Annotated in this window: 12 protein-coding genes; 5 read left to right on the forward strand and 7 right to left on the reverse strand. The window is 60.7% G+C overall.

Annotated elements, in window-relative coordinates:
* Window position 1 precedes the first annotated feature (1 nt).
* Window positions 2-919 (reverse strand): ABC transporter ATP-binding protein, encoded by a 918-nt coding sequence (locus ACI2I1_RS03115; RefSeq protein ID WP_221542773.1) that lies wholly within the window; start codon window positions 917-919, stop codon window positions 2-4.
* Entirely contained in the window at window positions 919-2028 is a 1110-nt protein-coding gene (locus tag ACI2I1_RS03120; protein ID WP_224812116.1) for an ABC transporter permease, read from the reverse strand. Before ACI2I1_RS03120 ends, ACI2I1_RS03115 begins: the two co-directional genes overlap by 1 nt.
* 104 nt (window positions 2029-2132) lie before the next feature.
* Between ACI2I1_RS03120 and ACI2I1_RS03125 the strand changes: the two genes are divergently transcribed.
* On the forward strand, window positions 2133-4841 hold the full coding sequence (locus tag ACI2I1_RS03125) for a valine--tRNA ligase (RefSeq protein ID WP_404677866.1): 2709 nt from the start codon (window positions 2133-2135) through the stop codon (window positions 4839-4841).
* 238 nt (window positions 4842-5079) lie between these two features.
* On the forward strand, window positions 5080-5814 hold the full coding sequence (locus tag ACI2I1_RS03130; RefSeq protein WP_404677867.1) for a 7-carboxy-7-deazaguanine synthase QueE: 735 nt from the start codon (window positions 5080-5082) through the stop codon (window positions 5812-5814).
* A 161-nt stretch (window positions 5815-5975) separates the two neighbouring features.
* Here ACI2I1_RS03130 and ACI2I1_RS03135 read toward each other — a convergent pair whose 3' ends face one another.
* From ACI2I1_RS03135 to ACI2I1_RS03145, 3 genes are all read right to left on the reverse strand, one after another.
* Window positions 5976-7952: an ATP-binding protein gene (locus ACI2I1_RS03135; protein ID WP_404678327.1), complete on the reverse strand. Its 1977-nt coding sequence runs from the start codon at window positions 7950-7952 to the stop codon at window positions 5976-5978.
* Between the two features lie 110 nt (window positions 7953-8062).
* Window positions 8063-8791, reverse strand: a complete 729-nt coding sequence (locus ACI2I1_RS03140; protein ID WP_404677868.1) for a TIGR02186 family protein — start codon at window positions 8789-8791, stop codon at window positions 8063-8065.
* 17 nt (window positions 8792-8808) lie between these two features.
* Entirely contained in the window at window positions 8809-9714 is a 906-nt protein-coding gene (locus ACI2I1_RS03145) for a sulfite exporter TauE/SafE family protein (protein WP_404677869.1), read from the reverse strand.
* Between the two features lie 263 nt (window positions 9715-9977).
* On the opposite strand from ACI2I1_RS03145, the gene nhaA reads away from it, so the two are divergent.
* Window positions 9978-11195 carry a Na+/H+ antiporter NhaA gene (nhaA, locus tag ACI2I1_RS03150; protein ID WP_221542767.1) on the forward strand — a complete coding sequence of 406 codons (1218 nt, stop codon included), beginning with the start codon at window positions 9978-9980 and terminating at the stop codon, window positions 11193-11195.
* Window positions 11196-11217: 22 nt separating this feature from the next.
* Here the strand turns inward: nhaA and ACI2I1_RS03155 are convergent, their stop codons facing one another.
* Window positions 11218-11655, reverse strand: a complete 438-nt coding sequence (locus tag ACI2I1_RS03155; RefSeq protein WP_404677870.1) for a VOC family protein — start codon at window positions 11653-11655, stop codon at window positions 11218-11220.
* 82 nt (window positions 11656-11737) lie between these two features.
* Window positions 11738-12493 carry a TorF family putative porin gene (locus ACI2I1_RS03160; protein WP_404677871.1) on the reverse strand — a complete coding sequence of 252 codons (756 nt, stop codon included), beginning with the start codon at window positions 12491-12493 and terminating at the stop codon, window positions 11738-11740.
* 271 nt (window positions 12494-12764) lie between these two features.
* Between ACI2I1_RS03160 and ACI2I1_RS03165 the strand changes: the two genes are divergently transcribed.
* Window positions 12765-13565, forward strand: a complete 801-nt coding sequence (locus ACI2I1_RS03165) for a metallophosphoesterase (RefSeq protein ID WP_404677872.1) — start codon at window positions 12765-12767, stop codon at window positions 13563-13565.
* A gap of 2 nt (window positions 13566-13567) precedes the next feature.
* Window positions 13568-14878: a UDP-glucose dehydrogenase family protein gene (locus ACI2I1_RS03170; RefSeq protein ID WP_404677873.1), complete on the forward strand. Its 1311-nt coding sequence runs from the start codon at window positions 13568-13570 to the stop codon at window positions 14876-14878.
* The last annotated feature ends 26 nt before the right edge of the window (window positions 14879-14904 follow it).

The following is a 14904-nucleotide window of genomic DNA, read 5'->3' on the forward strand; positions in this document are numbered from 1 at the left end:
CCTATGCCTTCTTTTCCGGGGCGTTGTCCAACGCTTTGACCGCGTGGGCCGCGACCGGCATGTCCATGTGACGCCGCAATTCGTCGAGCGCCTGGGCAGTCAGCGCCGCCCGTCCGCGCGGCCCGTTGAAATATTCCTGGATCCAGGGATGATCGAGTTCCATCAGCTTGGGCACGGTATCGACCGCGATCACCTGCTTGTCCGCCAGCACCGCCACGCGGTCGCAGATTTCATGCAGCGTATCGAGATCGTGCGTGATTAGGAACACCGTGAGACCAAGCGTTTCCTTCAGTTCCCGGGTGAGATTGTCGAATGCCGCCGCGCCGATCGGGTCGAGGCCCGCCGTGGGCTCGTCGAGGAACAGCAGTTCGGGATCGAGCGCCAGCGCGCGCGCCAGCCCGGCGCGCTTCTTCATGCCGCCCGAAAGCTCGCTCGGATATTTGTTGACCGCTTCTTCGGGCAGGCCCGAGAGCATGATCTTGTAGCGCGCGATCTCATGGCGCAGCGTGTCGGATATCTCGGGGTAGAACTGCTTGAGCGGCACTTCGACATTTTCGCCCACCGTCAGCGTGGAGAACAGCGCCCCGCCCTGGAACAGCACGCCCCAGCGATCGCGAACGCCGATTTCCGCATCTGGTTCGGCATCGACGATCGACTTGTCGAACACCCTTATATCGCCTTCGGCCGGCGGCTGCAGGCCGATGATCGAGCGCATGAGCACCGACTTGCCGGTCCCCGATCCGCCGACCACGCCGAGGATTTCGCCGCGCTTTACCTTGAGGTCGAGATCGTCATGAATTACCTGTTCGCCGAAGCGGTTTACCAGCCCTTCGACCACGATCGGATATTCGCCGCGGAAACGCTCGTGCCGGCGCGCGGGGCCCTTGGCGTTGTCGCCCTTGTCCTGTTCGTCAGCCATCAGGCCCAGCCCACCTTGGTGAAGAAGACGGCGAAAAAGGCATCGAGCACGATCACGGCGAAGATCGCCGCCACCACCGACAGGGTCGTCCGCCGCCCGACTTCCTCCGAATTGCCCTTCACCTGCATGCCGTTGTAACAGCCCGCCAGCGCCACGATCAGCCCGAAGACGGGTGCTTTCAGCAGGCCGACCCACACGTCATAGGTCGGCACCACGTCCTGAATGCGCGACAGGAAGGTCCAGAAGGGGATGCCCAGCATGAGCTCACCAACCACTGCGCCGCCGATGATCGCCATGCAGGAGGCGTAAAAGCCCAGCAGCGGCATCATCAGCACGGCGGCCATGATGCGCGGAATCACCAGCGCTTCCATCGGGGCGATGCCGATGGTGCGCATGGCGTCGATTTCCTCGGTCAGCTTCATCGTGCCGATTTCCGCGGCAAAGGCACTGCCCGAACGGCCGGCCACCATGATCGCGGTCATCAGCACGCCCAGTTCGCGCAGCGTGATGCGCCCGACAAGGTTCACTGTCAGCGTTTCCGCGCCGAACGCCGCCAGCTGGACCGCGCCCTGCTGCGCGATAACCACGCCGATGAGGAAGCTCATCAAGCCGATGATTGGCAGGGCCGCCACGCCGACCAGTTCCAGCTGCTTGACCAGCGCCACGGTGCGGAAGCGGCGCGGATGGCGGATCAGATTGCCCGCTGAGATAAGCAGCGCGCCCAGGAAACTGACGACACCGACGATCCCGCTGCGCGCGTTATAGACCTTTTCGCCCATCGCATCGGGCACGCGGGTCCAAACCGGCAGGCGTTCCGGCCGCATGTCCTGTTCGCTGCCCGTACCTTCGAGCGCGCCGAGCAGACGCTGCGCCCGCTCGCTTGCCCCGGTGATCTCGGCTTCGTGTTCGCTGGCGATATTGCAGGCGATCCACGCGCCGACCGTGTCGATTTCGGTCACATCGGACAGGTCCACCCGGGCGATCGGCCCCTCGATCTTGCGCAGCTCGCCGTCGAGCGCACCGATCGTCGATACAAGATACGGACCGGAGAGCGTCAGTACCGCACCCCCTTCACCGTCTTCGATGTCATATTCAGCCAACCGCGCCATTCGGTTCAGCGTATGCGGCGAAACGACACGGTAAACAAGCCGGTATCCTTCACAATCCCATACGGCGTTGCATCGCACAAAAGGCGCTGGCATGGGCTTCGACCATGAGCACCGAGCTATCCAAGACCTTCGACCCGGCCGAAATCGAACAGCGCTGGTACGCGCATTGGGAGGAAAAGGGCCTTTTCCGCCCGGACCGCCCCGATGCGGAGCCCTTCACCATCGTGAACCCGCCGCCGAACGTCACCGGCAGCCTGCATATCGGCCACGCGCTCGACAACACGCTGCAGGACGTGGTGATCCGCTACGAACGGCTGCGCGGCAAGGATGCGCTGTGGGTGGTCGGCGTCGACCATGCCGGCATCGCCACGCAGATGGTGGTCGAACGCCAGCTTGAGGCGCAGCAGGACAAGCGCACGAATTATTCGCGCGAGCAGTTCGTGGGCAAGGTGTGGGAATGGAAAGAGGAAAGCGGCGGCACGATCACGCGCCAGCTGCGCCGCCTCGGCTGTTCGATGGACTGGTCACGCGAACAGTTCACGATGGACGAGCATTTCTCGAACGCCGTGCTCAAGACCTTCGTCGATCTTCACAAGGACGGCCTGATCTACCGCGACAAGCGGCTGGTGAACTGGGACCCCAAGCTGAAGACCGCGATTTCGGACCTTGAAGTCGAGACCACCGATGTGAAGGGCGGATTCTGGCACTTCAAATATCCGCTGGAAGACGGCGTCACGCTCGATGATGGCCGCGATTACATCGAAGTCGCCACCACACGCCCGGAAACCATGCTCGCCGATATGGCAGTGGCGGTTCACCCCGATGACGAGCGCTACAGATCGGTTGTCGGCAAGCATGTCGCGCTGCCCATCACCGGCCGCCGCGTGCCCATCGTGGCCGATGAACACGCCGATCCGGAACTCGGCTCGGGCGCGGTGAAGATCACGCCGGGCCACGATTTCAACGATTTCGATGTCGGCAAGCGCGCCGGATTCGCGGCGGGCGAAATGCTCAACATGCTCGATGGCGAAGCGAATGTCTGCCAGACCGCCGACGGACTGGTGCCGGAGGAATTCATCGGCCTGCACCGCTTCAAGCGCGACGGCGTGGACGGCGCGCGCGAACAGATCGTGGCGCGCATGAAGGAACTGGGTTTCCTCATCCCGCACATCACGAAGGACAAGGAAGGCAACGAGACCGAGCACGATGCCGAGCCGCGCACCATCGCAACGCCCTTCGGCGACCGCGGCGGCGTGGTGATCGAACCCTGGCTGACCGACCAATGGTATGTCGATGCCGAAAAGCTGGCCGCGGCCCCGATCGCGGCGGTAAAGGACGGGACCATCGAAATCGTCCCGAAAGCTTGGGAAAAGACCTTCTTCAACTGGATGGACAATATCCAGCCCTGGTGCGTCAGCCGCCAGCTGTGGTGGGGTCACCGCATTCCGGCGTGGTATGATGCAGACGGCAATGCCTATGTCGCCCTGACCGAGGAAGAGGCGCAGGCCCAGGCCGGAGAGGGCGTTTCCCTTAAGCGCGACGACGACGTGCTCGACACGTGGTTCTCCTCCGCGCTGTGGCCCTTCGCCGCGCTCGGCTGGCCCGAAAAGACCGATCTTCTTGAAAAGCATTATCCCAACAATCTGCTGATTTCGGGCTTCGACATCCTGTTCTTCTGGGATGCGCGCATGATGATGCAGGGGATGCATCTGACCGGCAAGGCGCCCTGGCCGCGCCTCTACCTGCACGGCCTCGTACGCGCTGCCGACGGGGCGAAGATGTCCAAATCCAAGGGGAATGTCGTCGATCCGCTGGGCCTGATCGACCAGTATGGCGCCGATGCGCTGCGCTTCTTCATGTCGGCCATGGAAAGCCAGGGCCGCGACATCAAGATGGATGAACGCCGCGTCGAAGGCTATCGCAACTTCGCTACCAAGCTGTGGAACGCGACCCGTTTCTGCCAGGCCAATGGCATCGGCGCGAGCACGAGCATTGCCGCACCCGCTGCCACGCAGGCGGTGAACAAGTGGATCATCGGCGAAGTCGTGGGGACCAAACAGGCGCTCGACGCCGCCATGGCCGACCTGCGCTTCGATGCGGCTGCCAACACGATCTATCACTTCGTGTGGGACCGCTTCTGCGATTGGTATATCGAGCTCATCAAGGGCAATTTCGACGAGGAAACCAAAGCGGTCGCCGGCTGGGCGCTCGACCAGATCTTGGTCATGCTCCACCCCTTCATGCCCTTCATCACCGAAGAACTGTGGTCGAAGCAGGGCGACCGCGCCGATTACCCGCTCATCACGGCGAAGTGGCCCGAACCCGAAGCCGAAGTCGATCCTGCCGCCAAGGCGGAAATCGACTGGCTGATCGCGCTGACCAGCGCAGTGCGCGCGGCGAAGAACGAACTCGGCATTGCGCCGGGGGCCAAGCTCGAAGCCTTTTTCCCCGCCCCCTCGGCGCTGGGCCGCAAGGTAGTGGACGAAAACGCCGCCGCGATCGAACGCCTCGCGCGGCTGACGCCGGTACATTTCGCCGAAGCCCCCTCAGGCGCGGCGATGCAGATCGGTGCGGGCGACGATGCCTTCATCATCCCGCTGGAAGGCGTGATCGATGTGGAAGCGGAAAAGGCCCGGCTCGCCAAGGCGATGGAAACCAGCCAGAAGGAATTCGGCAGCCTCAACGGGCGGCTCTCCAACGCCAATTTCCTCGAACGGGCCAAGCCAGAGGCGGTGGAGAAGGCGCGCGCCGATGCGGCCTTCCACGCCGCCGAGATCGACCGCCTGCGCGCGGCGCTGGCACGGTTGGGGTGACGATCGGCTTTCCTACACGCTCCTTTCCTGCCTATGCCGGAATCATGTCCTTGCCGACCTCTTCCGTCCCCGCGCCGCGCCGGCTGGATCGCCCCTTCGGCGCGGCCGGACGGAAGTTGACAGCCCTGCCCGGCCGCACGGTGAAATGGTCACGAGATTTCAGTGTTTTACGTGGCAGCTTAGGGAGCGCGCGAATTTTTGAAAATGGGGGGGTCGGTGTAACACCGCCCGGCAGAAAATGCCTCTAGTCCTCGCCACCGACGATACCGGCGGGCCGGAGATCTTCGCCTCGGTGCAGGGCGAAGGGCCGAGCGCGGGAATGCCCGTCGCTTTCATGCGGCTGTCGCGCTGCAATCTTGCCTGCGTCTGGTGCGATACTGCCTACACCTGGCATTTCGACGGTGACGAGCGCCCGCATCGCGGCGGCGTGACCTATGCGCGCAAGGCAAATCAGGTGACGCTGCCCGAAACGGAAGTGGCCGCGATCATCCAGTCGCTGGGGCAAAACCGGCTTGTCATTACCGGCGGCGAACCTTTGCTGCAGGCCCCGGCCCTCGCCCGTCTGCTGGAGCTGCTGCCCGACCTTTCGGTGGAGATCGAGACCAACGGCACCACCAAGGCGCCGCCGCCGCTCGACATCCGGATCGACCAGTTCAACGTCAGCCCCAAGCTGGCGCATAGCGGCAATCCGGCCGAGCTGGCGCTGCTGCCCGAACGGCTCGACGCCTATGCCACCGACCCGCGCGCGTGGTTCAAATTCGTGATCGCCCAGCCCGCCGATGTGGACGAGGTGCTGGCCCTGCGCGACCGCTATCGCTTCCGGCCGGGCCACGTCTTCCTCATGCCCGAAGGCACCGACAGCGAGACGCTGCGCACGCGCGAGAAATGGCTCGCGGAGCTGTGCGTCAAAAACGGCTTCCGGATGAGCGACCGCCTGCACATCCATCTCTTCGGCGATACACGGGGAACGTGAAGAAGGAGAAAGTATCCGGGTCGACGGAGGCCCGGCAAGGGCGGAAGCGAAGTCGAAGACGCAGCTGGCCAAAGGCCACCAGCAGGCCCGCCCGCAGCGGGTGCAGCTTGCTGCACATCTAGCGAGGACGAACCCGCGGAGGCGGGTTCGCAAAACACAAACTACCCCTGCGAGCGCCAGCGCTGGACGGTGCGCAGGACGATGTCCTCTTCGCCGCCGGGGTTGTTCCACATCTCGATGAAGCTCGGGTCTTCCGACGCCGGGCGCTTGATTTCCTCGAGATTGTCGAAACTGACGCGGATCGGGATGGCCACACCCTCGCCGCAGATGATGCATTCGCGGTTGCGCAGCGCCGGGATCGCATCGAGGAATCCCCGCGCACCTTCGGGCATGGCGGCGCGGACGAATTCCTGGTCGCGGTCGTTGTTGAGGCGCATCGAGATGATCGTGCCGCATTGCGACAGCACGCCCTCGGCAAGGTCGGACGGGCGCTGGGTGATCAGGCCGAGCGAGATGCCGTACTTACGGCCCTCCTTGGCGATCCGCCCCAGAATGATGCCGACCGAATTGCCGTCAGCGTTCTTCTCGCTTGGGACGTAACGGTGGGCTTCCTCGCACACCAGCAGGATCGGCGTGGTCTTCTCGTCACGGCCCCAGATCGCGAAGTCGAACACCAGGCGGCTGAGCACGGCGACCACGGTTGCGGTGATGTCGGACGGCACGCCAGACACGTCGATGATCGAAATCGGCTTGCCGTTCGATGGCATGCGGAAGATCTTGGAGATGAAGTCCGCCATCGTGTCGGCCACCAGCATGCCGGAGAACATGAACTGGTAGCGCGGATCGGCCTTGAGCTCGTCGAGCTTGTTCTTGATCCGCATGTAGGGCGCCGAATTGGTGGCCTTGTCCAGCTTGCCCATCTGGTCCTGTATCTCGTTGGAGAGGTCGGAGAGCAGGTAAGGGATCGGCGAATCGACGGTGATCTTGCCCATGGTCTCGGCCAGGCGGCTTTTCTGACGCGCCTTCAGCAGGCACTTGGCGAGAATGTCCGCATCAACCTGCCGCTCGTTGCCATTGCTGGTCAGCAGGACTTCGCAATGCTCCTCGAAGTTCATGATCCAGTAGGGCATCTGCAGGTTCGACACGTCGAGAATGACGCCTGTCGTCCTGAAAGCCGCGGAATATTCGCCATGCGGGTCGATCATGACGATATGGCCCTCCGGCGCCGCCTCGCAGATACGGTGGAGGATCAGGGCAGCGCTGGTTGATTTACCCGTACCCGTCGATCCCAGCAGGGCGAAGTGCTTGCCCAGCATCGCATCGACATAAATACCGGCGCGAATGTCCTTGGTCGGGTAAACCTTGCCGATCGTCACGGCGCTGCGTCCGTCGCTGGCGTAGACCTGCCTGAGATCGGGAGTAGATGCGGGAAAGACCATGGCGCCCGGAACGGGGTAACGCGTCACACCGCGCCGGAAGCCGTGCAAGCGGCCGGTCAGCTTTTCCTCGATGCCTTCACCAAGGAAGTCGATGTTCGCCAGAATCGTACCAGCTTTGCGATCCTGTTTCTGGTTCCGCACGCTGGCGAGCAGCCAGCTACTGCCGACGCGGATCTTTATTTGCGAACCGACCTGGCCGGCCATGGCCACGGCCGGATCGCTATCCTGAGAACATTCCGTGAGGCGCTGCAGGTCAATGGCGATCATCGATCCGGAACCGGCAATCTCGAGCACGACTCCGATGGGCTGCAGCGCATTATCGCTCACAGGCTCGTCTTCTTTTACCGGCTTGGGAGGTGGAGCCGCCTGCGGTTTGGGTGCCAGATCCGACGGGCGTGGCGGAGCTTCGCCCAGACGAGGCGTATGGACTGGACGGCTCTGTTGCTGATCAGGATGAACAGTCGTCTGCTGAGACGCTTGTTCGCTCGAGACTGGGCCGGGTTCTGGCTTAGTCACTGCGGGTTCTTCTGGGGGAACGGGCTGCTGGTGAACATAACCAGAGCGCGATACGGCACCGCCTGCCATGCTCTGTTCGCTCTCGCTCGACCGGCGGATGCGATCGCGCAGCGATCGTGCGCCGGGTTGTTCGCCCTCCATGTGACTGCCGCCCCCGAAACCGCGAAAATTGCCCTTGTCCATATTACTCACTATCCGGCCCTGATCCTTCGGGTATCGACCCTGTAAAGTCAGCCGGACAGTGCGCCGATAAGGGTTAAGATCGGGTCAACGATGTCATCGCTGCATGCACCTCACAGCCGTGCGAAGAGACGTCCGGCCCCCCACCCCATGCCTACCGAAAGAAACACCGCGATAAGGCCATAGGCCAGACCCCATCTGTTCGCACTGACTTCCACGAAGCGCTCGAACCCTACCTTGCGGACTTCAACGGTCGCTTCGGCCGAAGCGATGACCCGGCCATCGGTCACAGCGAAGGTCTCGGCAGTGTAGGTCCCGGTGGTGACGTTGGAAGGGAGCGAGATGCGCGCTTGATAAAGGACGTTCTGGCTGATCTGCACGCCATTCATGTTCTGCTTGTAAAGCCTCTGCCGCTGCTTGAGATCAACCAGCCCCTCGCTGAAGCGCAATTGCTCTGCCGGGTTGATGCTCCCGCTTGGCGAAAGCTGAATGTAGCCCGTTCCGAACTCGTAAATGGCAGCGGTCTTTTCGTCGACGATTTCGCTGACCGGCCGCGAGGCAGCCACGGCAAAGAAGCTTGGCACGGACCTGAAATCCGTGCTCTGCGCATTCACCCAGACACCTGCAAAACGTTCTTTCTCACGCAGGCGTACAGGTTCGCTCGGTCCCTTGAGGACCACCACAATGTCATAGCCTTGGCCGGTCCGGCCCGCCGGATCGAGCACCGCGCCGAAAAGCAGGAGTTCGGTCCCGGTGAACCCTTGGCGCACCTGCACTTCGTGCTGGGAGACTTCGGGAACCAGAAGAGGGTCCCGTTGTCCCGATAGCATCAAGGCTGCCATGAGTAAAAAGAGTGCCCTCACAGCGGATAGACCGTGTAGATTTCGTCCGGCTGATAGAACAGCCCGAGCAGCATGCGAAAAGCGATAAGCAAGACGATCGTCGCCAAGACCAACCTCAGGATTTCGGGCTTCGCACGGACTGCAAGACGAGATCCGAATTGTGCGCCAGTGACCGAACCGACCAGCAGCAAAGCCACCAGAACGATATCGACCGCTCGGGTGGTCAGCGAATGCATGAGTGTGGTGGCAATGGTGACGAAGAGAATGTTGTAGAGACTTGTTCCCACCACGACATTCGCGCTCATCCCGAGGATATACAGCATGGCGGGCACGAGGATGAAACCGCCGCCCACTCCCATCAGCATGGTAAGTATGCCGACGCCCACGCCGACAACCGCCGGTGCAAGAGGGCTTATGTAAAGACCCGATCCGTAAAAACGCCAACGCCAGGGAAGGTTGGCGACCAATGGATGGTGCCTCCGGCGAGCAGCCTGCTGTCCGCTCTTGCCTCTCAGCACTTGGATCGATTCTTTCGCCATGAGAATGCCGATCGATCCGAGCAGGATCACGTAGAGAGAACTGATGACGACATCGATCTGCCCGATCGAGCGAAAAAAGCGAAAAAGAAGTGCTCCGATCCCGGCACCGATGATCCCGCCGCCAACCATGACGGTACCCATTCGGTAATCCACCCCCTTCCGCTTGCTATGCGCGACTACTCCCGAAACGCTCGCTCCGGTGACCTGGGTGGAAGCCGAGGCTGCGGCGACCGTAGGTGGAATACCGTAAAAGATGAGGAGAGGTGTGGTAAGAAAGCCACCACCCACGCCGAACAGACCAGACAGGACGCCGGTAATCGCGCCGAGCGCAACGATCCAGAGACCGTTGACCGACAAATTAGCGATTGGGAGATAGACGTCCATTAGCAGCCCCTATCTCACGGGCTTCCTGTATAAAAGACGAACTTGGAAGGAAAAACTGGCGATTTCACAGATCGTCCTAAAGTCAAAGACGGAGTGTTGTCGGAAGGTAACAATGCCGGTCTGTTACGCGTCGCAAGCTGGAATGGGAGGGCACGCCGTCGGGATCAACCGCTCACCAAAGGTCTGCTTTTGGTCCCCAGCACGATGCGATGGCAAATCGGCACTTGCAACCGGCGGGCGTTTCCTAAAAAGAACCCAGCGTCATGACCGAACGCCCTTCCGTAGTCCGCCTCGTGTTTGCCCCTGTCCGCGCGCTTTTCGTAAGCGACGCCTCAGCCGGCATCCTTCTAATCTTCGTCGCGATCGCGGCAATGCTGGCCGCAAACTCACCATTGGCCGAAGATTATCATCATCTGTTCCATGGCCTTATGTTCGATCCCTCGGTGTTCAAGCTGAACACGCTACACCTGTGGATCAACGATGGATTGATGGCGATATTCTTCTTTGTCGTCGGTCTCGAAGTGAAGCGCGAGTGGATTGAAGGACAGCTTTCCTCGCCCGATCAGCGCAAGATGCCGGTCCTGGCAGCAGGCGCCGGGATGATTTTCCCCGCTCTGGTCTATCTCTTTTTCGTCAATGCAGAAGGCGCTGAAGGCCTCACCCGCGGCTGGGCGATCCCTGCAGCTACCGATATCGCCTTCGCCATGGGCGTGCTGGGTCTGCTCGGAAATCGTGTACCCGCCTCATTGCGGCTTTTCCTGCTGACAGTAGCCATCGTGGACGACATCGGCGCCGTCCTCGTGATTGCCCTTTTTTATACTGCGAAGATCAAGCTTTCCTGGCTGATCGGCGCCGCTGTCGTGACGGCCATTATGTACGTGATGAACAAGATGAAGGTGAAAGCCTATTTGCCCTTCATCATCGCGGCATTGGTCCTGTGGTTCTTTGTGCTGAATTCCGGCGTTCACGCCACCATCGCGGGCGTCGTCGCTGCGCTCACCATTCCGATGGTCGGCAAGGACGACGAAACCATGGTCGAGACGATGGAACACTCCCTCGCACCTTGGAGCGCTTATCTGATCGTACCGGTGTTCGGCTTCGCGAATGCCGGCGTCGAACTCGGCGATCTCGGCATGGCAGGGGTATTTGCACCACTTCCCCTGGCGATTGCCGCAGGTTTATTCGTCGGAAAGCAGCTGGGCATTTTCTCGGCGATCTGGGCAGCGGACAAGGTCGGCTTCGCACCGCGTCCCGAAGGAGCCAGCTGGCCGGAAATCTGGGGTGTGTCGATCCTGTGCGGAATCGGCTTTACGATGTCCCTCTTCATCAGCGGCCTGGCTTTCGCCGGAAATACCTTGCTTATCGAAGAAGCGAAGATCGGCATCCTGATGGGATCAGTGATTTCGGCTGTCGTCGGCTTCACGATCCTGCGCCTGACGACCGCGCATCCGGACGATGTCCGCTCGCCCTACCTCGATTGAGGCAGGGCGAGGCACGCTTAAATTACCAGCTGCCGGTATTTTCCATGCTGGCCCAGGGTTCCATTGGCTCAAGATAGCCGTCCTGCAGCAGTTCGACCGAAATGCCATCCGGCGTCCGGACGAACGCCATATGGCCATCACGTGGAGGACGGTTGATCGTGTGTCCCTCGTCCATCAGGCGCTCGCAAGTGGCATAGACGTCTTCCACCCGATAGGCGAGATGGCCGAAATTTCGACCTCCATGGTACTCTTCGGGTTTGCTGCCATCTTCCGCCGGCCAGTTATAAGTCAGCTCGACTTCGGCAACGCCTTCCTGACCGGGTGCGGCAAGGAAGATGAGGGTAAAACGCCCCGCTTCGCTTTCTTGGCGCCGAACTTCTTCCAGGCCGATGAGATTGAAGAAAGCGATCGTCGCATCAGGATCGGTCACGCGGATCATGGTGTGTAGATATTTGGTCATTGTGCACAACTAGGTGCGCGGCAAAGAAAGAGAAAGGGGCGCATAGCCAAGCAATGCGCCCCACCCCCAAAAAGTCCGAACTTCAAAAGCTCGCAGAAATCGTGCCCACGATCGCATCGTCGGTCAGGCCGTCGATCGAAGGACCTTCGACTCCGACATACGCAACGCCAACCTCGAGGATGCCTTGGGATACGCTCGCTCCGATAGACCAGTCGAGCCCGGTTTCATCGGTATCTCCGGCCAGGAACGGCGGTGCAAGCACGCCATCGGTGTAGCCGAGATGCGCGGAGAGCGACACCGGCGTGGAAGGCAGGGAATAACCAAGGTCCGTATAGATGTAGAGATTATCGTCCCCACCAAGCGAATCCTGCTCGAAGGCATAGGCTGCGCCCACCGTCGCCTCGGCTCCGCCGACATTGAAGCCGACCGAAGCATAAGGCTCCCAATAATCGGTATCGAGACCCAACTCCTCAGTCGGGTACAGGTAATAGAGAATACCGACGTCGAGGGCTACGCCCTCGGCCACATCTCCGGACCATCCCCCGTAGATATCGAATTCCATCTCGCCATAGGTGTCCCCGCCATCGATAGAGGAGGCCCAGGTTCCGACATAAAAGCCGCTCTCATGAGCGACATCCACGCCGCCTTGGATGGCAGGATCACCGGCAGAGAGAGATACTCCCCGGAATCGGTAATCGGTTGTGAGAGCCACATTGGCCGATACAGTCAGCCCGTTATCATCGGCCGCATCCTGTGCCTGTGCCAGCGACGGGACCGCAAGGCTGGTAACCAATGCGGCAGAAGAAACGGCAAATTTGCCGTGAAAGGACGTGAGCATTTTCGAACTCCTGTTGGTTCGTCTAGGTGCTTCGTCCCACCTGCGCTTTCGCCGGGTCCGAATTTTAGAACAGGATCCTCGGTCGAAATTGGAACAATCGTGCACCATTGCGACCAAGCAAGCAATAAGGGCGCTTCATTGAAACCCTATTGCAACAAAAAGCATGGCTATTGAGCAACTGCATTTGAATTGCCGGCGTCGCTGCTCTCTTGCCGCCCTCGCCGTGCTACTCTAAGCGCTCGCATCCCCCTTTGTCTGTAATATTCCGGTTATGTTCGATTCCATCCGTCGTCTCTTCTCCAATGGCCAGCCTGCTCGCCGAATAGCGCGCGTGCCGGATGGCGAACGATGGTATGTTATCGGCGATATTCACGGCCGCCTCGACCTTTTCGACGCTCTGAAGACCGCCATAGAGACAGACGATGCCTCGCGCGCGCTCGCCAAGACCACCGTGGTTCTGCTCGGAGACCTCATGGACCGCGGACCGGACAGTGCCGGCGTCATCGCACTTGCGCGCAAGTGGGGCGAAGAGCGCAACGTCCGCTATGTATCGGGCAATCATGAAGAGATGTTTCTGGAGAGCTTCTCCGACAGAGAAGTGCTCCGGCACTTCCTCAAACACGGGGGCCGTGAAACCGTTTTGAGCTATGGCATCAGTCTGGACGATTACCGGCGGATGGACCTGTCGCAAATGCGCGATGCCATGACCAAGCTCGTGCCCGCCGCCGACCGCGAATTCCTCGAAAGTTTTGAAGATCTTATCATTGCTGGCGAGTATGTGCTTGTCCACGCCGGGATCAATCCGAAACACCCACTCGAAGAACAGAAGCAGTCGGACCTGCGCTGGATCCGCGACCGTTTTCTGAAACATTCCGCACCTTTCAGTCACGTAGTCGTTCACGGCCATACGATTTTTGAGGAAGTGGAAGATACGCAGCACCGGGTTGGTATCGACACCGGCGCATTCCGGACAGGTCGGCTCACGGCGCTGATGCTGGAAGAAGACAGGCGTGAAATCATCCAGGCTGTAACAGCCGAAGACGGCACGATCGCTATCGAAAAGGTGGATTGATTATGAAGATCGCAATGGTTGGGTCGGGCTATGTTGGCTTGGTCTCGGGGGCGTGCTTTGCCGACTTTGGCCATGACGTCGTATGTATCGACAAAGATCAATCGAAGATCGACCGCCTGCATGACGGTGTCATGCCGATCTACGAGCCTGGTCTTGCTGAACTGGTCGGAGCGAATGTGAAGGCTGGACGACTGAGCTTCACGACCAGCTTGGCCGAAGGCATCAGGGATGCAGACGCGATCTTCATCGCCGTGGGCACCCCGAGCCGTCGGGGCGACGGGCATGCCGATCTTTCATTCGTTTACGCAGTAGCGCAGGAAATTGGCGAAAACCTGGCCAATGATGCAGTAGTGGTTACGAAGTCGACTGTCCCCGTTGGTACGGGCGACGAGGTAGAACGCATCCTCAAGGACAGCGGTACGAGCCACCGCTTCGCCGTGGTATCAAACCCCGAGTTTCTGCGCGAGGGCGCCGCGATCGCGGATTTCAAGCGCCCCGACCGCATTGTTATCGGCGCCGAGGACGAGTTCGGGCGCGAGGTTATGAGCGAGGTCTACCGTCCGCTTTTCCTCAACGAGTCTCCGATCCTGTTCACCGGACGCCGGACGAGCGAACTGATCAAATACGCGGCCAACGCTTTTCTCGCGACTAAGATCACTTTCATCAACGAGATGGCAGACCTTTGCGAGAAGGTCGGTGCCAATGTGCAGGACGTGTCCCGCGGGATCGGGATGGACAACCGTATCGGCCCGAAGTTTCTCCATGCAGGACCCGGTTACGGTGGGTCGTGCTTCCCCAAGGACACGCTGGCCCTTCTCAAGACGGCGGAGGATTACGACAGTCCTACGCGCATCGTGGAAGCGGTGGTCAAGGTCAACGACTCGCGCAAACGTGCGATGGGCCGCAAGGTTCTGGAAGCCATCGGCGGCGCCGAACAGGCACGCGGCAAGAAAGTCGCGCTGCTCGGGCTGACGTTCAAACCCAATACCGATGACATGCGCGAATCCCCTGCAATCGCTGTTGCCCAGACGCTGACCGATGCCGGTGTCCACGTCGCCGCTTTCGATCCTGAAGGCATGCAACTGGCCAAGCCTTTGATGCCGGAAGTAGAGATGGTGAACGATCCCTATGCCGCCATCGAAGGGTCTGACGCGATTGCCATCGTCACCGAATGGGACGCGTTTCGCGCGCTCGATTTCGACCGCGTCAAACAGACTGCAAATGCCCCTGTGCTGATAGACCTTCGCAACATCTATCGCCCCGAAGACATGCGCGGGCTCGGCTTCGATTATGTGAGCATCGGGCGTGCCTGATTTAACGGCTCGTGCATTCAGGCACG

Origin of the sequence: Qipengyuania sp. NPDC077563 (assembly GCF_044901345.1) — a bacterium.
GTDB lineage: Bacteria > Pseudomonadota > Alphaproteobacteria > Sphingomonadales > Sphingomonadaceae > Qipengyuania > Qipengyuania aestuarii.